Genomic DNA, 21,800 nt, shown 5'->3' with positions numbered 1-21,800 from the left:
GGTCACTCCTTCGAGGCCGGCATGTGCGCCGGCATCGATCCTCCCGCGGTCGGGGCATCGTGGCTCGACGCGAAACGCCGCTTCGCCCACGCGGCCAGCTGGTCGACATAGCTGTAGAGCACCGGCACGACGATCAGCGTCAGCAGCGTCGAGGTGATCACGCCGCCGATGATCGCGCGACCCATCGGCGCCTGGATCTCGCCACCGTCGTCCAGTGCGAGCGCCATCGGCAGCATGCCGAAGATCATCGCCGCGGTCGTCATCATGATCGGCCGCATCCGCACCAGCCCGGCCTGCAGCAGCGCTTCGGCCACGCTCAAGCCGGTCTTGCGCACGTGGTTGGCGTAGTCGACCAGCAGGATGGCGTTCTTCGTCACCAGCCCCATCAGCATCACCAGGCCGATCATCGAGAACAGGTTCAGCGTCGAGCGGGTCAACAGCAACGCCAGCATCACGCCGATCAGCGCCAGCGGCAGCGACGCCATGATCGCGAAGGGCTGCAGGAAGCTGCCGAACTGCGACGCCAGCACGATGTAGATGAACAGCACCGCCGCGCCCAGCGCCAGCACGATGCCCTGGAAGGCCTCGGCCTGGTCGCGCGACTGGCCGCCCATGTCGAAGCGGTACCCGGGCGGCAGCACGGTCGAGTCGACCAGCTTCTTCACCTCGGCGCTCACGTCGCCGCTGGGCCGGCCGGTGACGCCGGCATACACCGCCTGGCGGCGCTGCAGGTCCTGGCGCTTGATCACCTCGGGGTTGACGACCGGCACCACGTCGGCCACGCGCGACAGCGCGATCGGCGTGCCGTCCTTCGCGTAGGCGATCGGCAGGTTGTCGAGCTGCGCGACGTTCTCGCGCATCGGCTGCGGCAGCCGCAGCTCGACCTCGACCTGCTCGCCGTCCGGCGCCGTCCAGTAAGTCGCGACATCGCCATTGACGAAGCTGCGCAGGCTGGCCGCCAGCTGGGTCGGCGTCAGGCCCAGTTCGCGCGCGGCGTCGGCGCGGATGCGCACCGCGTAGGCCGGCAATCCGGGCTTGACCGAGGTTTCGAGGTCGGTGATGCCCTTGATCTTCGCCATCTTGTCCTGCAGCTTCAGCACCTCGCTGTCGAGCACGGCCGGGTCGGGGCCGAGCAGCGAGATGAAGATCGGCCGCTGGCCGAGCGCCACGTCGGCGCCGGGGATCGGTGCCAGACCCTTGCGGATCGCCTCCTCGACCTGTTTCTGCGTCCGTTTGCGCTCGTGCGGCTTGACCAGCTGGATCGTGAGGTCGCCGGTGTTGCGCGAGCCGTTGCCCGTGTCGCCGACGCTGGTGGAGACCATGCGCACCTCCGGCATCGCGCGCACCACGTCCTCGACCTGGCGCATCTTCTCGCTGCCGCGGGTCAGGCTGGTGCCCACCGGCATGCGCACGTTCATGCGGATGTAGCTGTCGTCGGTGTCGGGGATGAACTCCGTGCCGACGACGGTGGACAGCCCGATCGCGGCAACAAAGCTGCCGATCGCGGCCCAGACGACCAACCCGCGCGAGGTGATCGTCGCGAAGCGCAGCCGGCGCGGCTCAGCCATCAACCGGCGTCCCTGCGCGTCGAACGGGTGTCCCCACGCCGGGATCGGCGGGAACCACATCCGGTGCCGACGCCCGCCGAACACCCAATGGATCAACCGCTCGTAGATGCCATGCATCATGTCGAGCAGACGGTCGGTCGCACGCATCAGGTGGCCGATGACCGGCATCTTCAGCAGCCGGTTGGTCGGCGGCTCGCGCCAGATGCTGGACAGCATCGGGTCGAGCGTGAAGCTGACGAACAGGCTGACCAGCACCGCCGTGACGACCGTGATGCCGAACGGGAAGAAGAACTTGCCGACGATCCCCTTCATGAACGCGACCGGCACGAACACCGCGCAGATCGCGAAGGTCGTCGCCATCACCGCCAGGCCGATTTCCTCGGTCCCCTCGCGCGCCGCGGCCAAGTGGCTCTTGCCCATGTGGACATGGCGCACGATGTTCTCGCGCACTACGATCGCGTCGTCGATCAGCAGGCCGATGCACAGGCTGAGCGCCATCATCGTCATGAAGTTCAGCGTGAAGCCGAACGCGTAGATCGCGATGAAGGCCGAGATCACCGCGATCGGCAGGGTCAGGCCGGTGATGATCGTGCTGCGCCAGCTGTGCAGGAACAGGAACACGATCGCGATCGTCAGCAACGCGCCCTCGATCAGCGTGCGCTTCACACCCTTCAGCGAGTCCTTGACCCAGTCGCTGTCGGCGTAGACCAACCGCAATTCGACGCCGGGCGGCAGCGACTTGCGCATCTCCTCGGTCGCGGCCTTGATGCCGTCGCCGGTCTCGACGATGTTCGCTTCCTGCTGCTTGTAGACGTAGAACGCGATGGCCGGAACGCCGTCGACCCGCGCCAGCGAATCGGGCTCGCGCTCGCGCTCGACCAGTTCGCCCAGGTCGCCCAGCCGCACGACGAGGTTGCCGCGGTTCGCGATCACGAGATCGCCGAACGCCTTGGCGTCGCGCACCCGCCCCTCGACCCGCACCAGCGCGTCTTCCTTCGCGCTGCTGAGCAGCCCGACCGGTACGTCGGCGTTGACCTTCTGCAGCGCCGCGGACACGTCGGCCGGCGTCAGCTGGTAGGCGCGCAGGCGCTGCGGATCGAGGTCGACGCGCACCTGGCGCGTCGTCATGCCGCCCACATCCACGCGCGCCACGCCCGCCACGCGCTCGATGCGCTTGCGCACGGTCTGGTCGGCCAGCAGCGACAGCTCGCGCGCGCTGCGCGTCGGGGCGATCAGCGCGAGCTGCACCGTCGGCTGCGCGTTGTCACCGTCGAAGCGCGAGATGTAGGGCGCCTTGGCGTCGCGCGGGAAGCCGGGCTGCAGCGCCGAGACCTTGTCGCGTACGTCCTGCACCGCGCGGCTCATGTCGGCGCCGAGCAGGAACTCGACGACCGTCTCGCTGCGCCCTTCGACGCTGTTCGAGCGGATCATCTTGACGCCGGCGATGCCGTTGAGGCCGAGCTCGATCGGCCGGGTCAGTTCGGTCTCGATCGCCTCCGGCGAAGCGCCCGGGTAGGCGACGCTGACGAACACGACCGGGATCGACACGTCCGGCATGCGCTCGACGCGCAACTGGTTGTACGAGAACAGGCCGAGCACGCACAGCGCGGCCATCACCATCGTCGCGAAGACGGGGTTGTTGATCGAGACGCGGGTGAACCACATGTCAGGATGCCTTGCCGGGGGCGGCGGAACTCGCGCTCGCCGCGGGCATGCCGGAGCCGGCGCCCTTTGCGACGACCTTGGCCGGCGCGCCCTCCTTCAGCGTGTCGAAGCGCGCGGCCAGCACCTGGGCGTCGGCCGCCAGGCCCTTGGTCACCTCGACCCGCCCGTTCGACGCATCGCGCCGACCGGTGATCACGAGCCGGCGCACCAGCGCGCCGTTCTCGACCGTCCAGACGAAGTCCTGACCCGAGGACTGGCCCACCGACGTGACGGGGACCGTCAGCCGCGGCGCCGGATCGTCCAGCGAGACGAGGGCGCTGGCGTACTGCCCGGCGCGAAATCGCTCGTCGGCATTCGGCAGCAGCACGACGACGCGAATCCCGCGCGTGCCCGCCTCGGCCATCGGCGCAATGCGGTCGATCCGCCCTTCGACCGGCTCGGTCGCACCTTCGACCCGCACCGCGAGCTTCTGCCCGGGCCGCAGCATCGAGACCTGGTGCGTGCCGACGACGCCGCCGAGCTCCAGCTCCTTCAGGTCGACGACCGTCATCAGCTCCTGCTCGGCGCTGACCTTCTCGCCCGGCACCACGTTGCGCCGGCCGATCACGCCGCTGATCGGCGCGACCAGCGCCGCCTCGCGGATGCCCAGCGCCGAGGTCGCGAGCTGCGCCTGCGCCGACTTGAGCTGCGCGCGCGCCGCCTCGAGCGACGCACGCGAGCTCTCCAGCGCGTTCGCCGAGATGAACTTCTGGTTCGCCAGGTCTTCGTTCGACTTGTGGATGCGCTCGGCCTCGGCCATGCGCGCCCGCGCCGAATCGACGCCGGCGGCGCGCTCGGCATTGCGGCTCTGCAGATCGGACAAATCGATCGTGCCCAGCGACTGTCCGGCCTTGACCCGGCTGCCTTCGGCGACCGACAGCGTCAGCAACGTGCCCGCCGCCTTGGCCCGAACCACCGCCGTCCGCGGCGCCATCAGCGGGCCGGAGAACTCGATCCGCTCGGGCATCGCCGCGAGCAGCGGCTTGACGACTTCACCGGGGGTGAATTCGAGCGTCACATCGGGCTTCTTGTCCTTGTTGCCGTCGGCGCTTTTGGCACGCGACTGCACCACCCCCACGGCGACGAGCGCGACGATGATCGCGACGCTTCCGCCTACCAGCCACGGCTTGCGCATCGGGCTTCCTTCCTGTTGTTGTCCTGATTCCGGGCGAGAGTGTAGGCACGCCCGGTCGCGGTACAACCCCTTGTTGCGACAAACTGCAGATTGAAGGGGTCAGGCTGCCGCGGCGCGCGCCCGTCGGTCGAGCACGCCGGCGCGGGCCGAGCAGCCCGTTGCCAACGCCGCCGCGCCGCTGGCACACCAGAACACCGCCGGGAAGCCCCAGGCCTGGCTGACCGCCCCACCCGCGACCCCGCCGATCACGCCCGAGGCACCATAGCCCAGCAGCGTGTAGAGCGCCTGTCCACGGCCGCGCAAGCGCCCCGGAAAGTGCCGGTTGATGACGCCGATGCACGAGCTGTGCTGCGCCGCGAACGTGACCGCATGGGTGAACTGCACCAGCACGAGCGCGGCAGGTACCGAGCCGAACGCGGCGATGGCAGCGAAGCGCAGCGCCGACACCGCGCCGGCGATGGTCAGCCAGCCGTGCGGCGTGCGCCGCGCCAGCCAGGCGCCCTGGAACCAGAACCACGCCACCTCCGCGGCCACACCGATCGCCCAGATCAGCCCGATGGCCGTCTTGCCGTAGCCGAGCGACGCCAGGTACAGCGAGAAGAACGCATACAGGCTGGTGTGCGCCAGCACCGTGAAGAACACGCCGGCGAAGAACCACGCGACGACCGGCTCGCGCAGCACCGCGAGCGCGCCGGGTGCCGCCTCGCCGCCGTGCGGCGCGTCCTTCAACGTCGGCAACCGGGCCGCCGCGACCAGCAGCGCAGCCAGCAACAGGATCACCAGCCACGGGAACGCGCCGACGCCGATCGCCTGCAGCAGCGCCCCGCTGCCGACCACCGTGACGATGAAGCCGATCGACCCCCACACCCGCACCCGCCCGTAGCGCGCCGCGTCGAGCGTGCTGCCGTGGCTCACGAAATGCGCAAGCGCCGCCTCGCTGATCGGGATCACGCCGGCCGTGCAGACGAACAGCAGCACCGTGACGCCCGCGACCCACCCGTAGCCGGCCGGCACGAAGAAGCCGCAGGCGCTGAGCAGCGCCAACAGCACCGCGATGCGCAGCAGCTGGATGCGGCGGCCGGTGTGGTCGGCCAGCCAACCCCAGGCGTACGGGCTGAACAGCCGGGTCGAGCTCTGCAGGGAGGCGAGCGCACCGATCGCCAGCGTGCTGTAGCCGAGTTGCTGGAACCACAGCGGCGCGTAGGTGCCGAACAGGCCCGCGTACGAGAAGTACGTGAACGACACGGCGCCGAAAGCGAACAGCGTGCGCCGCGGCGGCGCTGCCGCCAACGCGGTGGCGGCGGTCATCCGGCGCGGGTCGGGGCCTGCGCGGGAATCGGCCGGGTGGCCACGACCACATCGCCGCACTGCGCGCGCTGGCGCAGTGCGTGGTCCATCAGCACCAGCGCCAGCATCGCCTCGGCGATCGGCGTGGCGCGGATGCCGACGCACGGGTCGTGGCGGCCGAAGGTCTCGACTGTGGCCGGCTGGCCCGCCAGGTCGATCGATTGCCGCGGGCTGCGGATCGAACTGGTCGGCTTGATCGCGATGCTGACGGCGATGTCCTGCCCGGTCGAGATGCCACCGGAGAGGCCGCCCGCGTTGTTGCTCAGGAAGCCCTGCGGCGTCATCTCGTCACCGTGCGTCGTGCCGCGCTGCGCCACGCTGGCGAATCCGGCGCCGATCTCGACGCCCTTGACCGCGTTGATGCCCATCATCACCTTGGCGATGTCGGCATCGAGCTTGTCGAACAGCGGCTCGCCCAGCCCGACCGGCACGTTGCGCGCGCCCACGAAGATGCGCGCGCCGCACGAGTCGCCGGCCTTGCGCAGCTCGTCCATGTAGGCCTCGAGGCGCGGGATGTCGCTCGCGTTGGCGGCGAAGAACGGGTTGTCCGGGATGTGATCGAGCGACTCGAACGGGATCTCGATCTCGCCGATCTGCGTCATGTGACCGAAGAACGTCGTGCCGAACTTCTCCTTCAGCCATTTGCGCGCCACCGCACCGGCGCCGACCATCGGCGCGGTCATGCGCGCCGAGGCGCGGCCGCCGCCGCGCGGGTCGCGCAGCCCGTACTTGTGCAGGTAAGCGTAGTCGGCGTGGCCGGGGCGGAAGGTGTTGAGGATGTTGCCGTAGTCCTTGCTGCGCTGGTCGGTGTTGCGGATCAGGAGGCAGATCGGCGTGCCGGTGGTCAGGCCCTCGTAGACGCCCGACAGGATCTCGACCGCATCGGGCTCGTTGCGCTGGGTCACGTGGCGCGAGGTGCCGGGGCGGCGACGGTCGAGATCGGGCTGGATGTCGGCCTCGCTCAACGCCATGCCGGGCGGGCACCCGTCGATCACGCAGCCGATCGCGGGGCCGTGGCTCTCGCCGAAATTGGTGACGCGGAAGAGTTCGCCGAGGGTGCTGCCGGACATGCGTTGCGCGCTTTCAGGGTGCCAGAACGCCAACACCGCCCGAAGGCGGTGTTGGCACGGGGCTCGATTCTAAGAGTTCAGGAGGTCTGCTCGTCGCGGGGCTCGTTCTCGACCGGCCAGTCGCGGATGTAGGCCTTCAACATGCGGTTCTCGAAGTCCTGGCCGTCGACGACCGCCTTGGCCACGTCGTAGAACGAGATCACGCCCATCAGCGTGCGCTGGCTCATCACTGGCATGTAGCGCGCATGGCGGCCGAGCATCATGCGGCGCACTTCGTCGATCTCGGTCTCCGGCGTGCAGGTCAGCGGGTGGTCGTCCATCACGCTGCGCACCAGCGTTCCGCCCAGCGCACCGCCGTTCTTGACGATCGCCTGGATCACTTCCCGAAAGGTCAGCATGCCGGTCAATTCGCCGTGGTCCATCACCACCAGCGAGCCGATGTCGCGCTCGGACATCGCGCTGACCGCCTCGTGCAGCGCCTGATCGGGCGAGACGGTGAACAGGGTTCCGCCCTTGACGCGGAGAATGTCGCTGACTTTCATGTGGCACTCCCGAGGCGTGGTGTTGAAGTCAATATAGCCCACAATGCCGCGCCAGAACACCCTCGCAACCCAGCGCACGCCACGGGAGACCTCTCATGCCCGGCCCTTCCGATCCCGGCTTCGACACCCTGGCGCTGCACGCCGGCGCCGCACCCGACCCTGCGACCGGCGCGCGTGCCGTGCCGATCCACCTGACCACCTCGTTCGTGTTCGAGAACAGCGAGCACGCGGCGTCGCTGTTCAACATGGAGCGTTCCGGCCACGTCTACAGCCGCATCTCGAACCCGACCAACGCGGTGCTGGAGGAGCGCGTCGCCGCGCTTGAAGGCGGGACCGGCGCGATCGCCACCGCGAGCGGCCAGGCTGCAATGCACCTGGGCATCGCGACGATCGCCGGCGCCGGTTCGCACATCGTCGCGTCGAGCGCGCTGTACGGCGGCTCGCACAACCTGTTGCATTACACGCTGTCGCGTTTCGGCATCGCGACCACCTTCGTGCGCCCGGGCGACATCGACGGCTGGCGCGCCGCGATCCGCCCGAACACCAAGCTGCTGTTCGGCGAGACGCTCGGCAACCCCGGCCTCGACGTGCTCGACATCCCGACCGTCGCCGCCCTCGCCCACGACCATGGCCTGCCGTTGATGGTCGACTCCACCTTCACGACGCCGTGGCTGATGAAGCCGTTCGAACACGGCGCCGACCTGCTGTTCCACTCGGCGACCAAGTTCCTCTCCGGCCACGGCACCGTGATCGGCGGCGTGCTGGTCGACAGCGGCCAGTTCGACTGGGCCGCGGCGCACAACCGCCACGGCGGCTTTGCCGAACTGGCGCAGCCCTACGACGGCTTCCACGGCATGGTGTTCACCGAGGAGAGCAGCGTCGGCGCGTTCCTGCTGCGGGCGCGTCGCGAAGGGCTGCGCGACTTCGGCGCGTGCATGAGTCCGCACACCGCATGGCTGATCCTGCAGGGCGTCGAGACGCTGCCGTTGCGCATGGCGCGGCACATCGAGAACACGCGCAAGGTGGTGCAGTTCCTCGCCGGCCAGAAGATGGTCGCCCGCATCGGCTACCCCGAGCTCGAATCGCACCCCGACCACGCGCTCGCCAAGCGCCTGCTGCCGCGCGGCTGCGGCTCGATCTTCAGCTTCGACCTGCGCGGCTCGCGTGCCCAGGGCGTCGCGTTCATCGAGGCGCTGAAGCTGTTCTCGCACCTGGCCAACGTGGGCGACTGCCGCTCGTTGGTGATCCACCCGGCGTCGACCACGCACTTCCGCATGGACGACGCGGCGCTCGCGCAGGCCGGCATCGGCGCGGGAACGATCCGCCTGTCGATCGGCCTGGAGGATGCGGACGACCTGATCGACGACCTGAAGCGTGCGTTGAAGGCCGCCGAGAAAGCGGGCGCGTGATGGAACTGGACGTCACCACCTCGGCAGGAACCGCGCCCGCCTACGCCTACACAGGCGGAAAGCCGTTCGACCCGACGCTCCCCTGCGTCGTGTTCGTGCACGGCGCGTTGCACGATCACAGCGTCTGGACGCTGCTCGCGCGCTGGTTCGCGCACCACGGCCATGCCGTGCTTGCGGTGGACCTGCCGGGCCACGGCCGCAGCCGCGGCGCACCGCTGGCGGATGTCGAGAGCCTGGCGGACTGGCTGCTCGAGTTGCTGGCCGCCGCCGGTGTGGCGCGGGCCGCATTCGTCGGCCACAGCATGGGATCGCTGATCGCCCTGGAAGCCGCCAGCCGTGCGCCGGAGCGCGCCAGCAGGCTCGTGATGATCGGCACCGCGTACCCGATGAAGGTCTCGCCTGCGCTGCTCGACACGGCGCGCGATGCGCCACGGGCAGCGATCGACATGGTCAACGCGTTCTCGCACGCCGGCTTGGCCGCCAAGCCCTCGGCGCCCGGCCCCGGCACCTGGCTGCACGGTGCGAACCGCGCGCTGATGCGCCGGGTGCAGGCCGGCCAGACCGGCGTCAACCTGTTCCACAACGACTTCCAGGCCTGTGATCGATACGGCGGCGGCCTCGACGCGGCCGCCCGCGTGAGCTGCCCCGCGCATCTGATCCTGGGCGACCGCGACCAGATGACCAGCCCGAAGCAGTCGCGCGAGCTCGCGCAGGCGCTGCGCGCCGCGGTCCAGACGGTGCCGGCCGGGCATGCGCTGATGTCCGAGGCGCCGGACGCGGTACTCGCCGCCCTGCGCCGCGCGCTGGCCTGATGGCGCGGCGCACGGCGACGCACGTCGGTAACTCGCAACGGACTTCACGGCGAATTGGAACCAGTTTGACATTCTGACCGGGCGGCTCGCTACCATCCGCCCATGGTTGCTGCCGCCGATCCGCGCATCACGCACATCGAGCGCCTCGTCACGGCGATCGATCTGCCGATCGGCCGCTGGGATCGCGACGCGCGGCTGGTCTTCTGCAATGATCACTACCTGGCGTGGGCCGGCCGGCCGCGCGATCAGTTGCTCGGCCGCACGCTGCAGGAATTGTTCGGCGAGATCGCCTGGGCCGCGGCAGCGCCCGCCTTCATGCAGGCGTTCGAAGGCCACACCCTCACCTACCAGCGACAGCTGATGCACGGCCCCACGCCGGGCCGCTGGGCGCGCATCCAGGTGTTCCCCGATGCCGACGCGAACGGCACCGTCGAAGCGGTGTTCACGATCGCGACCGACATCCACGACGACGTGATCGCGCGCGAGACCCTGACGGCGACGCAGAAGCGGCTCGACCGGTTCACCGAGAACATCCCCTACCCGCTCACGTACGTCGACCACCAGTTCGTGCTGCGCTTCGTCAACAAGGCGTATTGCGAGGCGACGGGCACGCGGCGCGAGGAATTGCTCGGCCGCCACATCGGCGATGCGCGGGGCGCCCGCCGGTGGGCGGAGCATGCGCCGTATTTCGAGCGCGCGCTGCAGGGGCGCGCGGTGCAGTACACGCGCCTGGTCGACGCGCTGCCGCAAGGCCCGCGCTGGATGCGCACGAGCTACGTGCCCGACCTCGCAGAGGACGGCCAGGTGCTCGGCCTGTACACCGTCACGGTCGACGTGCACGAACTCACCGTCTCGCAGGAAAAGCTCAAGCGCCGCGTCGAACGCGACGGCCTGACCGACGTGCTGAGCCGGCGCACGATGATGGACCACGTCGAGGCGGCCCTGGTCGAGGCCGAGCGCCAGCCGGTCGCGCTGTACTTCGTCGACCTCGACGGCTTCAAGGCCGTGAACGACCGTCTCGGGCACGCCGAGGGTGACGCGCTGCTGGTGGCGGTGGGACGCGCGCTGCAGGAGGCGGTGCGTGCCGACGACGCGGTCGGCCGTTTCGGCGGCGACGAGTTCCTCGTGCTCGCCCCGGTGCGTGACCACGACGGCGCCCAGGCGCTCGCGGTCCACATGCTGGCTGCCGTCGGGTCGGTCACCGGCAACGGGCCGCTCGGCGGCGTCGTCAGCGCGAGCATCGGCTACGCGCTGGCGCCGCGCGACGCACGCCACCCGCTGACGCTGCTGCAGTTGGCCGACGACGCGATGTACGCGGCCAAGCGCAGCGGCAAGAACTGCGCGATGCACTGCGCGGCGATCGCGTTCGAGTCGACGCGTTAGTCGCGTCGAGCGCCCTCAGGGAGGTGCCGACTCGTCGGTCTCGAGCAGTTCCTGCAAGGTCATGGTGTCGAATCCGGCGCGCCGCCACAGGCCGCGCGCCGATGTGCCGGGGGCCAGCAACATCAGCGCGATCAGGGGCTGCGCCGGCGTGCGCACCGGGTCGCACAGCAGCACGAAGCGCGGGTCGTCGGCTTCGTCGAGCTGGCCGATCCAGTCGAACTGCATCAGGGTCTCGAGGATCGGCTCGGTCTGCAACGGATCGATCCGCAGCGTCTCGCCGAGCTGGCCGACGCTCAGGCCGCGCTCGCCGGCCTCGCGCGCGACTGCCAGTTCGCGCAGCACCGCCAGCGCGAGCTGCAGCTTGGCGCCGGGGCCGTCCGGCCAGCGCTTCACGCGCAACTGCAGGCTCGGTGCGTAAGCCGCGATCACGGCGCCGAGCAGCACCATGACCCAGCCCAGGTAGATCCAGATCAGCAGGATCGGCACGGCCGCCAGGGTGCCGTAGATCACGGTGTAGGTCGGCACCGTCTGCAAGTACCAGCCCAGCAGCTTCTTCGCGACTTCGATGCCGACCGCGGTGAACGCGCCGCCGGCGATCGCGTGGCGCCAGCGGACGTGGGTGTTCGGCACATAGTGGAACAGGCCGGCGAACGCCACGACGAGCAACAGGAACTCCAGCACCGCGAGCAGCAGCGCGACGCCGCCCGGCAGCACCGCGACCAGCCCCTTCGACGCCGAAATCGCGTACGACGTCAGGCTCAGGCTGACGCCGAGCACGAGCGGGCCGAGGGTCGCCGCCGACCAGTACACGAGCACGCGCTGCGTGATCGGCCGCATCGCGCGCACGCGCCAGATGTTGTTGAGCGTGCGATCGATCGTCAGCATCAGGGCCAGCGCGGCAAACACCAGGAACACCAGACCGACACTGCCGACACCCTGGGCCTTGCCGGCAAACTGGTTCAGCGCCTTGAGCACCTGGCTGGCGATGTCCTGCGGGACCAGGGTCTGCAGAAAGTACTTCTGCAGCGCCTCCTGGAAACGCGCGAACATCGGGAACGCCGAGAACACCGCGAGCATCACGGTCAGCAGCGGCACGAGCGAGATCAGCGTCGTGAAGGTCAGGCTGCTCGCGGTGAGGCCCAGGCGGTCCTCGCGGAAGCGGGCGCGCAGCGTGCGAAGGGTGTCGCGCCACGGCCAGGTCTGCAGGGTCTGGACCAGGTCCGGCAGCTCGTCGTGAACTGCCGTCTTGATCGTGGTCGTGAGCTTCATTGCTGGCATCATGCCAGTGATGCAAGCCTCCCCCTCCGCAAGCGCCGGCGCCGCGCCGCCGCTGCCCGCCCCCATCGCCTGGACCCGCGCCGCGGCCGTCGGCAGCGTCATCGCGCTGATCGCTCTCGGTCTCGCATGGGAGCTGTGGCTCGCCCCGACCGGCAACCGGACGCTCGCGCTGAAGGTGCTGCCGCTGCTGATCCCGCTCGGCGGGCTGCTGCGCAACCGCATGTACACCTACCGCTGGCTCAGCCTGATGGTGTGGCTGTATTTCACCGAGGGCGTGGTGCGCGCGACGAGCGAGCGCGGCGCCGGCGTGTGGCTCGGCACGCTGGAGGTGCTGCTGTGCCTGCTGCTGTTCGCGGCCTGCGCGGCGCACGTGCGCTGGCGGCTGCGCAACGCGAAGGAACAGAACGCATGACGCTGATCGACGATCTCCGTGCTGCCGTCGGCGCGGCCCACGTGCTGGTGGACGGCGACCTCTCGGGCTACGAAGTCGACTGGCGCAAGCGCTACCGCGGCCGCGCGCGCGCCGTCGTCCGCCCGGGTTCGACAGCCGAGGTGGCCGCCGTCCTCCGCGCGTGCGCGGCACACGGCACCGCGATCGTCCCGCAAGGCGGCAACACCGGCCTGGTCGGTGCATCGATCCCGGACGACAGCGGCACGCAGGTGCTGCTGAGTCTGACCCGCATGAACCGCGTGCGCGAGATCGACGCCGCGAACCTCGCGATGACGGTCGACGCCGGCTGCGTGCTGCAGAGCGTGCAGGAGGCTGCGGCGGCACGCGGCCTGCTGTTCCCGCTCAGCCTGGCCGCCGAGGGCAGCTGCACGATCGGCGGCAACCTCGCGACCAACGCCGGCGGCACCCAGGTGCTTCGCTACGGCAACACGCGCGAGCTGTGCCTAGGCCTGGAGGTCGTGACCGCGTCGGGCGAGATCTGGAACGGACTCACCGGCCTGCGCAAGGACAACACCGGCTACGACCTGCGCGATCTGTTCATCGGCAGCGAGGGCACGCTCGGCATCATCACCGGCGCGACGTTGAAACTGCATCCGCAGCCGGCAGCGGTGACCACCGCGCTGGCTTCTCTCGCGACACTGGAAGCCGCCGTCCAGCTGCTGCAGCTCGCCCAGTCGCGGCTGGGCGCCGGCCTCACCGGCTTCGAGGTGATGGGCCGCTACGCGCTAAGCCTCGTCCGCACGCACATGCCGCAGCTCGCGCAGCCGCTGCCGCCGGCCGACTGGACGGTCCTGCTCGAGCAATCGGACAACGAGGGCGAGGCCCACGCGCAGGCGCTGTTCGAGGCACTGCTCGAGACGGCGCTGGACCGCGGCCTGATCGCCGACGCGGCGGTGGCGAGCAGCCTCGAGCAGTCGAACGCAATGTGGCACCTGCGGGAGTCGATCCCGATGGCTCAGGCCCAGGAAGGCGCGAACATCAAGCACGACATCGCGCTGCCGGTCTCGGCCATCGCCGAGTTCGTGGCGACCACCGACGCCGCGCTCTCGGCCGGCTTCCCGGGTGTGCGCCTCGTCAACTTCGGCCACCTCGGCGACGGCAACCTGCACTACAACGTGCAGGCCCCCGAGGGCGTCGATGCGACCGTATTCCTGCGCGACCACGAGCACGCGGTCAACACGCTGGTGTACGACGCGGTCGGCCGCTTCGCGGGCTCGATCTCCGCGGAGCACGGCGTGGGCGCGCTGAAGCGGGACGAACTGGCACAGCGCAAATCGCCGGTGGCGCTGGGGATGATGCGCGCGATCAAGCAGGCGCTCGATCCGAACGGAATGCTGAACCCGGGACGCGTGCTCTGAAACGTCGCCTCCGCACGTTCAGCTCGACGCTTCCGCCTGCGCCGCGCCGGAGCGCGCCTGCGCCAGCAGCCAGGCTGCGAAATCGAGCACCTCCGGCTTGCGCGGCGCGCCGGCCGACTGCACGAGGTAGTAGCTGCGCGGCGACGCGACCGTCTTCTTGAACGGCGCGACCAGCTTGCGTTCCGCAAGCAGCTGCTTCAGCAGCGGGCTGCGGCCCAGGGCCACCCCCTGCCCTGCCACGGCCGCGTTGATCAGCTGGTCGAACTGCGAGAAGTGCAGCACGCTGGCGGGCTTCAGCGTGTCGAGCTTCATCGCGCGCAGCCAGATCGGCCAGTCCTGCATGTCGGCGCCGGGGCCGGAATCGAGGTACATCAGCACGTGGTGGCGCAGGTCCTCGGGCGTCTTCAACGGTCGCGACTTGTCCCGCAACAGCTTCGGACTGCACACCGGCAGCACCACATCGCCGAACAGCAGCTCGGCCCCGGCATCGATCGCGTCCTCCGACTGGTAGCGGATCGCGAGGTCCACGCCGTCGCGGTTCAGGTTCACCAGCGCATAGCCGGCCGAGATGCGGACGTCGACATCGGGGCGCGACGCTGTGAAGCTGGCCAGCCGGGGGATCAACCACAGGCCCGCGAACCCGGGCGTGGTGGTCACGACCACGGTCTTCGCACGGCGGTCGCGCTGCAGTGCACCGCCGATCTGGTGCAGCCGACCCAGCACATCGGACACGACCTGCGCCAGCGCCTGGCCTTCGTCGGTCAGGCGCAAGGCACGGTGCAGTCGGCGGAACAGCGGCAATCCGTAGTGCTCCTCGAGCGCGGCGATCTGGCGGCTCACGGCCGATTGCGTCAGCGCCAGCTCGTCGGCCGCCTTGGTGAAGCTCAGGTGGCGCGCCGACGCCTCGAAGGCTTCGAGCTGATCGAGCGGCGGCAGGTCGTAGTGGCGCATCAAGGCTCCTGGACAGCGGTATTCGCATTCTAGAACCGCATGCGAGACATTCAAACAAACCGTTTGAGCGAACGGCGCGCACGAACGAAACTGCTTTCACGCACCGCATGACGGTGCCTCATGTGAAGGACCAGCACCATGAACACCACCGACCTGCACCCCGCCGCCATCAGCTTGCGCAAGGGCCAGATCCATCGCATCCGCCACGGCACGGGGCAGCGCATCGAGGCGCTGAACGGCTGCCTGTGGGTGACGATCGACAACGACCTGCGCGACGTGTTCGTCTCGCCCGGCGAAGGCTTCAGCATCGACCGGGATGCCGACACGCTGGTCAGCGCAATGGCCGATTCGAGCTTCGTGGTGCTCGAGCCGCTTTGAGCCGCCGGTCTACTGGACCGGATTCTTGAGCGACTCGGGCAGTGCCACGGTGACGATCTCGATGCCCTCGTCGCGAAGCGCCTCGGCATCCTCCGCCGACGCGCGACCGCGGATGCCGCGCTCCTGTGCCTCTCCGTAGTGGATGCGTCGCGCCTCCTCCGGGAAGCGGTCCCCGACGTCTTCGGTGGACGCGATGGCGTCGCGCACCGCGCGCAGCCAGCGCCCCTGGGCGCGGGCCTGTGCGATCTCGCTGGCGGCAGGCGGCGGGCCGACCGCATCGCCGCGCGGCGTGGACACGTTCAGGCGCGGCGCGCTGGGCAGCCGCACGATGGCCTTGTCCTCGCACAACGGGCACGCGATCAGGCCGCGTTCACCCTGCGCAACGAAATCGGCGTCGGACGCGAACCAGCCTTCGAATCGATGTTCGCGCGCGCAGCGCAGGTTCAGGACCTTCATCGCCCGGATTATCGGACCGCGCCGCTCACGGCGCGGGCGACCAGTCGAGAGGCCAGCGGCCGGCGCGCCAATTCTGCAACCAGAGCAAGCCGATCAGCGTCTTGGCGTCGGTCAGTTCGCCGCGCCGGGCGGCCTCGTCGAGCTGCTCCGCGCTCATATCGGTGACGTCGAGGAATTCGCCGACATCGAGCCGGCGCTCGCCGAGCCTGAGGCCGCGCGCGAACCAGACCTCGATGCCCTCGTTCGAATAGGCGATCGCGTTGTGCAGGATCCCCGCGCGGGCCCATTCGGCGGCGCGATAACCGGTCTCCTCGGCCAGCTCGCGGATGCCGCAGATCAGCGGCGCCTCGCCGGCGTCGAGCTTGCCGGCCGGGAATTCCAGCATCACGCGGGCCAGCGGGTGGCGCCACTGGCGCTCGACGACGAGGCGCCCGTCCGGCAGCAGCGGCACGACCATCACGGCCCCGGGGTGGACGATGTATTCGCGCTCGGCATTGCTGCCGTCGGGCAGGCGGACATCGTCGCGGCGAACATGCAGGAACTTGCCGCGGTAGGCCCGCTCGGAGAGCAGCGTCTCCTCGCGCAGGTGGACATCCCCGGGTGTCGGCGATGCGCTCATCGTCCCCGCCGCAGGTAGCGCCACACGAAGCCGGGGAAGGCGAACGTGAGGAATGTGAAGCCCAGGGCCGCGTAGAACTCCCAGCCCTGCGGCTGGCGCTGACCGGCACGCGCCTCGAGCGCGAACCCGATCGCCAGCGTCAGACCCCAGAACACGACGAGTTCCAGCAGCCGCCACCCGATCGACTTGGGCGCATGTGCCGGACCGACGACGAACAGCCGCTCGTTGACGAACGGCAGGTTCGCCGCGACCAGCGCGATCAGCAGCACCAGCCAGACCGCCGGCGTCGAAGCCATCCCGTCAGGTCGCCAGCGCCTTGACGATCGCCTGCACGCACAGCGTCATCAGGCCGCCCGGGAGGATGCCGAAGAACAGCACCGCCGCGCCGTTCAGGGACATCACCGCGCGCACGTCACCGCTGCTCTCGAGCGGGCTGGCATCGGCGGGTTCGTCGAAGTACATGACCTTGATGACCCGCAGGTAGTAGAACGCACCGACCAGCGACAGCACCACCGCCGCCACCGCCAGCACCAGATAGCCGGTGACGTTGGTGGAGACGAGCGACTGCAGCACCGACAGCTTGGCGTAGAAGCCCACGGTCGGCGGCAGGCCGGCCAGCGACAGCATGAAGATCGTCATCACCAGCGCGAACCACGGGCTGCGCTTCGCCAGGCCGGCAAGGTCGGACACTTCTTCGGACTCGAAGCCCTGGCGCGACAGCAGCATGATCATGCCGAAGCTGCCGAGTGTCGTCAGCACGTAGGTGACGATGTAGAACATCGACGACGCGTACGAATTGGCTGCCGAGATCGTGTTGTTGTAGACGACGCCCGAGCACAGGCCGAGCAGCATGAAGCCCATCTGCGCGATGCTCGAGTACGCCAGCATGCGCTTCAGGTTGGTCTGCGCGATCGCGACGATGTTGCCCAGCAGCATCGAGCCGACCGACAGCACGACCAGCATCTGCTGCCAGTCGTAGGCCAGGCCGATCATGCCCTCGACCAGCAGGCGCAGCGTGATCGCGAACGCGGCCAGCTTGGGCGCGCCGCCCAGCAGCAACGTCGCGGCGGTCGGCGCGCCTTGATAGACGTCGGGCACCCACATGTGGAACGGCACCGCGCCGAGCTTGAAGCCCAGCCCCGCGACCAGGAACACGACGCCGAGGATCATCACCGACTTGTTGATCTGGCCGGTGCCGATCGCCTTGTAGACCTCGGGGATCTCGAGCGAACCGGTGGCGCCGTACATCATCGACAGGCCGTACAGCAGGAAGCCGCTCGCCAGCGCGCCCAGCACGAAGTACTTCATCGCCGCCTCGGTGGCGTCGGCATGATCACGGCGCATCGCGACCAGCGCGTACAGGCTCAGCGACATCAGCTCCAGGCCGAGGTAGATCACCAGGAAGTTGTTCGCCGACAGCATCACCGCGATGCCCAGCAGCGAGAACAGGCTCAGCGTGAACAGTTCGCCCTTCAGCATGTCGCGCTCGGCGGCGTAGGGGCGCGCATAGACCAGCGAGATCATCACCGCCACGGTCGCGAAGAATCCGAGCAGGTGCCCCATCGGATCCGCCACGACCATGCGCTGCATGGCGTAGACGGTGTCGCCGGCATTGAACGCCGCGAGTTGCATCACCGCGACGACGGCCAGCGAGGCCTGGGTCAGCAGGTAGGTCGGCAGGCGCTTCGGGTGAGTGACCCACAGGTCGACCATCGCGACGACGCAGGCCATCGCGAGCAGCACGATCTCCGGGTAGACGGCAGGCCAGTTCATTTGATTCATGGCTCTTGGGGCACGCTCAGGGTGAGGGGATCTTGCTGACCGCGGCGTGCTTCAGCAGGTTGTCGACCGACGCGTGCATCGAGTCGGTGAAGGGCTTGGGGTACAGGCCCATGAACAGCACCGCGGCGGCGAGGATCGCGAGCATCGCGAATTCGCGCGCGTCGATGTCGACGAGCTCACGGACGTGGTCGTTCGCGATCGGGCCGAAGTAGACCCGCTTGACCATCCACAGCGTGTAGGCCGCGCCGAACACCAGCGTGGTCGCGGCGATGAAGCCGAGCCAGAAGTTGGCCTTGACCGTGCCGAGGATCACCATCCACTCGCCGACGAAACCGGCGGTGCCCGGCAGGCCGCAGTTGGCCATCGCGAACAGCACCGCGAACGCCGCGAACTTCGGCATCGTGTTGGCGACGCCACCGTACGCCGCGATCTCGCGCGAATGCACCCGGTCGTAGAGCACGCCGATGCACAGGAACATCGCGCCGGACACGAAGCCGTGCGAGATCATCTGCACGATGCCGCCGGACATGCCGAGCTCGTTGAAGATGAAGAAGCCGAGCGTCACGAAGCCCATGTGCGCGATCGACGAATACGCGACCAGCTTCTTCATGTCCTGCTGCACCAGCGCGACGAAGCCGATGTAGACCACCGCGATCAGCGACAGCGCAATGATGAACGGCGCGAAGTGGTGCGAGGCGTCGGGCGTGATCGGCAGCGAGAACCGCAGGAAGCCGTAGCAGCCAAGCTTCAGCATGATCGCGGCCAGCACCACGGAGCCGCCGGTCGGCGCCTCGACGTGAGCGTCGGGCAGCCAGGTGTGAACCGGCCACATTGGCACCTTGACCGCGAAGGCGAGGAAGAACGCGAAGAACAGGTAGCTCTGCGCCGACATGCCCAGCGGCAGCTTGTGCCAGGTCAGGATGTCGAAGCTGCCGCCCGACTTGTAGTACAGGAAGATCAGCGCCACCAGCATCAGCAAGGAGCCGGCCAGCGTGTACAGGAAGAACTTGAACGCCGCGTAGACGCGCCGCGGCCCGCCCCACACGCCGATGATCAGGTACATCGGGATCAGCGTGGCCTCGAAGAACACGTAGAACAGCAGCCCGTCGAGCGCCGCGAACACCCCGACCATCAGGCCCGACAGGATCAGGAACGCGCCCATGTACTGGTTGACGCGGTCGGTGATCACCTGCCACGCGGCGATCACGACGATCACGGTGATGAATGCCGTCAGCGGCACGAACCACATCGACAGGCCGTCGACCCCGAGGTGGTAGTGCACGTTGAAGCGCTCGATCCAGTCGAACTTCTCGACGAACTGCATCGCCGCGGTGTCGTTCCTGAACCCGCCGATCAGCGGCAGCGTGACGACGAAGCTCGCGAACGCCGCGATCAACGCAATCCAGCGCACCTGCGGCGCATTCTGGTCGCGCCCGATGGCGAGCAGCACCACCCCCGCGAGGATCGGCAACCAGATCGCCAGACTCAACAAACCCATGTTCTTGTTCTCCGTGTGGGCTACTTGCCGGCAGAGCCGAGCAGGAACGGCCACAGCTGCCAGGTCATCAAACCGATCACGCCCACGATCATCACCAGCGCGTAGAAATACAGGTAGCCGGTCTGCAGCCGGCGACCGATGGCGGCCAGGCCGCCCATCATGCGGGCCGAACCGTTGATGGCCCCGTCGATGACGGCCTCGTCGCCGCCTTTCCACAGGCCGGTGCCGGTCATGCGCGCCAGGCGGGCGAAGACGTTCTCGTTGATCCAGTCGAGGTAGTACTTGTTCTCGAGCAGACGCTGGATGAAGCCGAAGCGCGCCTGGATCGCCGCCGGGATCGACGGCTTCACGAGATAGAACACATACGCCGTGACGACGCCGGCGATCGCCAGCCACAGCGGCAGCGACGTCAGCGAGTGGATGCCCATCGCGACCGCGCCGTGGAATTCCTTCACGAGTTCCTCCATCGCCGGATGCGCTTCGGCGTTGACGACGATCGCGCCCTTGAAGAATTCGCCGTACAGCATCGGGCCGATCGTCAGGAAGCCGATGATCACCGACGGGATCGCCAGCGCGATCAGCGGCAGCGTGACGACGGCCGGCGACTCGTGCGGGATGTGCGGCTCGTGCGCGTGTCCGTCGTCAGCGTGGTCGTCGTCATGGTGATCGTGCTCGCCGGGGAACGGCTTGTGGCGGAAGCGCTCCTCGCCGTGGAACACCAGGAAGTACATCCGGAACGAGTAGAACGCGGTGACGAACACGCCCGCGGCGACCGCGAAGTACGCGAAGCCCGAGCCCCACAGGTGGCTCGCGTGCACCGCCTCGATGATGCTGTCTTTCGAGTAGAAGCCGGCGAAGAACGGCGTGCCGATCAGCGCCAGCGATCCGAGCAGCGAGGTGATCCAGGTGATCGGCATGTACTTGCGCAGGCCGCCCATGTTGCGGATGTCCTGGTCATGGTGCATGCCGATGATCACCGAGCCGGCACCGAGGAACAGGAGCGCCTTGAAGAACGCGTGCGTCATCAGGTGGAACACTGCGACCGAGTAGGCCGAGGCGCCGAGCGCGACCGTCATGTAGCCGAGCTGGGACAGCGTGGAGTACGCGACGACGCGCTTGATGTCGTTCTGGATGATGCCGAGGAAGCCCATGAACAGTGCGGTGATCGCGCCGATGACCATCACGAACGACAACGCGGTGTCCGACAGCTCGAACAGCGGCGACATGCGCGCAACCATGAAGATGCCGGCGGTCACCATCGTCGCGGCGTGGATCAGCGCGGAGATCGGCGTCGGGCCTTCCATCGAATCGGGCAGCCAGACGTGCAACGGGAACTGCGCGCTCTTGCCCATCGCGCCGATGAACAGGCAGATGCAGGTCACGGTGATCAGCATCCATTCGGTGCCGGGGAACGCCAGCTTGGCAATCTCCGGGCCCTTGGCGAACGCCTCGCCGTAGTTCAGCGTGCCGCCATACGCCACGATCAGGCCGATGCCGAGGATGAAGCCGAAGTCGCCGACCCGGTTCACCAGGAACGCCTTCATGTTCGCGAAGATCGCGGTCGGGCGCGTGAACCAGAAGCCGATCAGCAGGTACGAGACCAGCCCCACCGCTTCCCAGCCGAAGAACAGCTGAAGGAAGTTGTTGCTCATCACGAGCATCAGCATCGAGAACGTGAACAGCGAGATGTAGCTGAAGAAGCGTTGGTAGCCCGGGTCCTCGGCCATGTAGCCGATGGTGTAAATGTGGACCATCAGCGAGACGAAGGTGACGACGACCATCATCATCGCGGTCAGCCCATCGACCAGGAAGCCGATCTCCATCTTCAGGCCGCCGAGGTTCATCCACTCGTAGATGGTGGCGTTGAAGCGCGCGCCGTCGATCACGGCCAGCAGCGTCTGCACCGAGATGGCGAGCGAGATCGCCACGCCGATGCAGGTGATCCAGTGCGCGCCCTTGCGGCCGATCTGCTTGCCGAACAAGCCCGCGGCGATGGCGCCGACCAGCGGCGCCAACGGCACGGCCAGCAGCATGTTTTGGGACAGGGTTGCCGACATGC

General features: G+C 68.6%; 19 protein-coding genes. 6 read left to right on the top strand and 13 right to left on the bottom strand.

The window, feature by feature from the left end:
* Positions 1–2: 2 nt before the first annotated feature.
* The 5 genes from ASC76_RS16565 to ASC76_RS16545 all read right to left on the bottom strand — a co-directional run bounded on the left by ASC76_RS16565 (position 3) and on the right by ASC76_RS16545 (position 7,366).
* A complete protein-coding gene (locus ASC76_RS16565) occupies positions 3–3,233 on the bottom strand; it encodes an efflux RND transporter permease subunit (protein ID WP_056468692.1) in 3,231 nt (1,076 codons plus the stop codon).
* Position 3,234: 1 nt separating this feature from the next.
* Entirely contained in the window at positions 3,235–4,407 is a 1,173-nt protein-coding gene (locus ASC76_RS16560) for an efflux RND transporter periplasmic adaptor subunit (RefSeq protein WP_056468690.1), read from the bottom strand.
* 99 nt (positions 4,408–4,506) lie between these two features.
* The gene (locus ASC76_RS16555; protein ID WP_157615761.1) at positions 4,507–5,715 is read right to left on the bottom strand and encodes an MFS transporter; all 1,209 of its coding nucleotides are present in this window, start codon (positions 5,713–5,715) and stop codon (positions 4,507–4,509) included.
* A complete protein-coding gene (aroC, locus tag ASC76_RS16550; protein ID WP_056470979.1) occupies positions 5,712–6,824 on the bottom strand; it encodes a chorismate synthase in 1,113 nt (370 codons plus the stop codon). The genes ASC76_RS16555 and aroC overlap by 4 nt, the downstream gene beginning before the upstream one ends.
* 77 nt (positions 6,825–6,901) lie before the next feature.
* Complete coding sequence (locus tag ASC76_RS16545; RefSeq protein WP_056468687.1) at positions 6,902–7,366, bottom strand: CBS domain-containing protein; 465 nt, start codon at positions 7,364–7,366, stop codon at positions 6,902–6,904.
* A gap of 95 nt (positions 7,367–7,461) precedes the next feature.
* Here ASC76_RS16545 and ASC76_RS16540 point away from each other — a divergent pair, with 95 nt between their 5' ends.
* From ASC76_RS16540 to ASC76_RS16530, 3 genes are all read left to right on the top strand, one after another.
* A complete protein-coding gene (locus ASC76_RS16540; RefSeq protein WP_056468685.1) occupies positions 7,462–8,775 on the top strand; it encodes an O-acetylhomoserine aminocarboxypropyltransferase in 1,314 nt (437 codons plus the stop codon).
* On the top strand, positions 8,775–9,587 hold the full coding sequence (locus ASC76_RS16535; RefSeq protein ID WP_056468683.1) for an alpha/beta fold hydrolase: 813 nt from the start codon (positions 8,775–8,777) through the stop codon (positions 9,585–9,587). Before ASC76_RS16540 ends, ASC76_RS16535 begins: the two co-directional genes overlap by 1 nt.
* Positions 9,588–9,689: 102 nt before the next feature.
* The gene (locus ASC76_RS16530; RefSeq protein ID WP_056468681.1) at positions 9,690–10,970 is read left to right on the top strand and encodes a GGDEF domain-containing protein; all 1,281 of its coding nucleotides are present in this window, start codon (positions 9,690–9,692) and stop codon (positions 10,968–10,970) included.
* Between the two features lie 15 nt (positions 10,971–10,985).
* On the opposite strand, the gene ASC76_RS16525 is transcribed toward ASC76_RS16530, so the two are convergent.
* Positions 10,986–12,239 (bottom strand): YihY family inner membrane protein, encoded by a 1,254-nt coding sequence (locus tag ASC76_RS16525; protein ID WP_056468678.1) that lies wholly within the window; start codon positions 12,237–12,239, stop codon positions 10,986–10,988.
* A 19-nt stretch (positions 12,240–12,258) separates the two neighbouring features.
* Between ASC76_RS16525 and ASC76_RS16520 the strand changes: the two genes are divergently transcribed.
* Both ASC76_RS16520 and ASC76_RS16515 read left to right on the top strand, forming a co-directional pair.
* A complete protein-coding gene (locus ASC76_RS16520) occupies positions 12,259–12,660 on the top strand; it encodes a DUF2069 domain-containing protein (RefSeq protein WP_056468675.1) in 402 nt (133 codons plus the stop codon).
* Positions 12,657–14,057: an FAD-binding oxidoreductase gene (locus ASC76_RS16515; protein ID WP_056468673.1), complete on the top strand. Its 1,401-nt coding sequence runs from the start codon at positions 12,657–12,659 to the stop codon at positions 14,055–14,057. The genes ASC76_RS16520 and ASC76_RS16515 overlap by 4 nt, the downstream gene beginning before the upstream one ends.
* Before the next feature lie 18 nt (positions 14,058–14,075).
* Here ASC76_RS16515 and gcvA read toward each other — a convergent pair whose 3' ends face one another.
* On the bottom strand, positions 14,076–15,008 hold the full coding sequence (gcvA, locus tag ASC76_RS16510) for a transcriptional regulator GcvA (RefSeq protein ID WP_056468669.1): 933 nt from the start codon (positions 15,006–15,008) through the stop codon (positions 14,076–14,078).
* Positions 15,009–15,146: 138 nt separating this feature from the next.
* Here gcvA and ASC76_RS16505 point away from each other — a divergent pair, with 138 nt between their 5' ends.
* Positions 15,147–15,386, top strand: coding sequence for a DUF2917 domain-containing protein (locus tag ASC76_RS16505; RefSeq protein ID WP_056468666.1), 240 nt, complete (start codon positions 15,147–15,149; stop codon positions 15,384–15,386).
* Positions 15,387–15,395: 9 nt separating this feature from the next.
* Here ASC76_RS16505 and ASC76_RS16500 read toward each other — a convergent pair whose 3' ends face one another.
* The 6 genes from ASC76_RS16500 to nuoL are packed head-to-tail and all read right to left on the bottom strand — an operon-like array spanning position 15,396 to position 21,798.
* Positions 15,396–15,842 (bottom strand): DUF1178 family protein, encoded by a 447-nt coding sequence (locus ASC76_RS16500; RefSeq protein ID WP_056468663.1) that lies wholly within the window; start codon positions 15,840–15,842, stop codon positions 15,396–15,398.
* Between the two features lie 25 nt (positions 15,843–15,867).
* The gene (locus tag ASC76_RS16495; RefSeq protein ID WP_056468659.1) at positions 15,868–16,461 is read right to left on the bottom strand and encodes an NUDIX domain-containing protein; all 594 of its coding nucleotides are present in this window, start codon (positions 16,459–16,461) and stop codon (positions 15,868–15,870) included.
* Complete coding sequence (locus ASC76_RS16490; protein ID WP_056468654.1) at positions 16,458–16,757, bottom strand: DUF2818 family protein; 300 nt, start codon at positions 16,755–16,757, stop codon at positions 16,458–16,460. Before ASC76_RS16490 ends, ASC76_RS16495 begins: the two co-directional genes overlap by 4 nt.
* Positions 16,758–16,761: 4 nt before the next feature.
* On the bottom strand, positions 16,762–18,243 hold the full coding sequence (gene nuoN / locus ASC76_RS16485; protein ID WP_056468651.1) for an NADH-quinone oxidoreductase subunit NuoN: 1,482 nt from the start codon (positions 18,241–18,243) through the stop codon (positions 16,762–16,764).
* Between the two features lie 16 nt (positions 18,244–18,259).
* The gene (locus tag ASC76_RS16480) at positions 18,260–19,741 is read right to left on the bottom strand and encodes an NADH-quinone oxidoreductase subunit M (protein WP_056468648.1); all 1,482 of its coding nucleotides are present in this window, start codon (positions 19,739–19,741) and stop codon (positions 18,260–18,262) included.
* 20 nt (positions 19,742–19,761) lie between these two features.
* A complete protein-coding gene (nuoL, locus tag ASC76_RS16475; protein ID WP_056468645.1) occupies positions 19,762–21,798 on the bottom strand; it encodes an NADH-quinone oxidoreductase subunit L in 2,037 nt (678 codons plus the stop codon).
* Positions 21,799–21,800: the final 2 nt, after the last annotated feature.

It is taken from the genome of Rhizobacter sp. Root404, from assembly GCF_001425865.1.
Taxonomy (GTDB): Bacteria; Pseudomonadota; Gammaproteobacteria; order Burkholderiales; family Burkholderiaceae_C; genus LMDS01.
This window is presented reverse-complemented; position numbering and strand designations above follow the sequence as displayed.

What these genes read in the sequence shown, in the direction of transcription:
- ASC76_RS16565 (WP_056468692.1), bottom strand. Translation starts at nt 3,233, where the DNA reads ATGTGGTTCACCCGCGTCTCGATCAACAACCCCGTCTTCGCGACGATG.
- ASC76_RS16560 (WP_056468690.1), bottom strand. Translation starts at nt 4,407, where the DNA reads ATGCGCAAGCCGTGGCTGGTAGGCGGAAGCGTCGCGATCATCGTCGCG.
- ASC76_RS16555 (WP_157615761.1), bottom strand. Translation starts at nt 5,715, where the DNA reads ATGACCGCCGCCACCGCGTTGGCGGCAGCGCCGCCGCGGCGCACGCTG.
- aroC (WP_056470979.1), bottom strand. Translation starts at nt 6,824, where the DNA reads ATGTCCGGCAGCACCCTCGGCGAACTCTTCCGCGTCACCAATTTCGGC.
- ASC76_RS16545 (WP_056468687.1), bottom strand. Translation starts at nt 7,366, where the DNA reads ATGAAAGTCAGCGACATTCTCCGCGTCAAGGGCGGAACCCTGTTCACC.
- ASC76_RS16540 (WP_056468685.1), top strand. Translation starts at nt 7,462, where the DNA reads ATGCCCGGCCCTTCCGATCCCGGCTTCGACACCCTGGCGCTGCACGCC.
- ASC76_RS16535 (WP_056468683.1), top strand. Translation starts at nt 8,775, where the DNA reads ATGGAACTGGACGTCACCACCTCGGCAGGAACCGCGCCCGCCTACGCC.
- ASC76_RS16530 (WP_056468681.1), top strand. Translation starts at nt 9,690, where the DNA reads ATGGTTGCTGCCGCCGATCCGCGCATCACGCACATCGAGCGCCTCGTC.
- ASC76_RS16525 (WP_056468678.1), bottom strand. Translation starts at nt 12,239, where the DNA reads ATGAAGCTCACGACCACGATCAAGACGGCAGTTCACGACGAGCTGCCG.
- ASC76_RS16520 (WP_056468675.1), top strand. Translation starts at nt 12,259, where the DNA reads ATGCAAGCCTCCCCCTCCGCAAGCGCCGGCGCCGCGCCGCCGCTGCCC.
- ASC76_RS16515 (WP_056468673.1), top strand. Translation starts at nt 12,657, where the DNA reads ATGACGCTGATCGACGATCTCCGTGCTGCCGTCGGCGCGGCCCACGTG.
- gcvA (WP_056468669.1), bottom strand. Translation starts at nt 15,008, where the DNA reads ATGCGCCACTACGACCTGCCGCCGCTCGATCAGCTCGAAGCCTTCGAG.
- ASC76_RS16505 (WP_056468666.1), top strand. Translation starts at nt 15,147, where the DNA reads ATGAACACCACCGACCTGCACCCCGCCGCCATCAGCTTGCGCAAGGGC.
- ASC76_RS16500 (WP_056468663.1), bottom strand. Translation starts at nt 15,842, where the DNA reads ATGAAGGTCCTGAACCTGCGCTGCGCGCGCGAACATCGATTCGAAGGC.
- ASC76_RS16495 (WP_056468659.1), bottom strand. Translation starts at nt 16,461, where the DNA reads ATGAGCGCATCGCCGACACCCGGGGATGTCCACCTGCGCGAGGAGACG.
- ASC76_RS16490 (WP_056468654.1), bottom strand. Translation starts at nt 16,757, where the DNA reads ATGGCTTCGACGCCGGCGGTCTGGCTGGTGCTGCTGATCGCGCTGGTC.
- nuoN (WP_056468651.1), bottom strand. Translation starts at nt 18,243, where the DNA reads ATGAATCAAATGAACTGGCCTGCCGTCTACCCGGAGATCGTGCTGCTC.
- ASC76_RS16480 (WP_056468648.1), bottom strand. Translation starts at nt 19,741, where the DNA reads ATGGGTTTGTTGAGTCTGGCGATCTGGTTGCCGATCCTCGCGGGGGTG.
- nuoL (WP_056468645.1), bottom strand. Translation starts at nt 21,798, where the DNA reads ATGTCGGCAACCCTGTCCCAAAACATGCTGCTGGCCGTGCCGTTGGCG.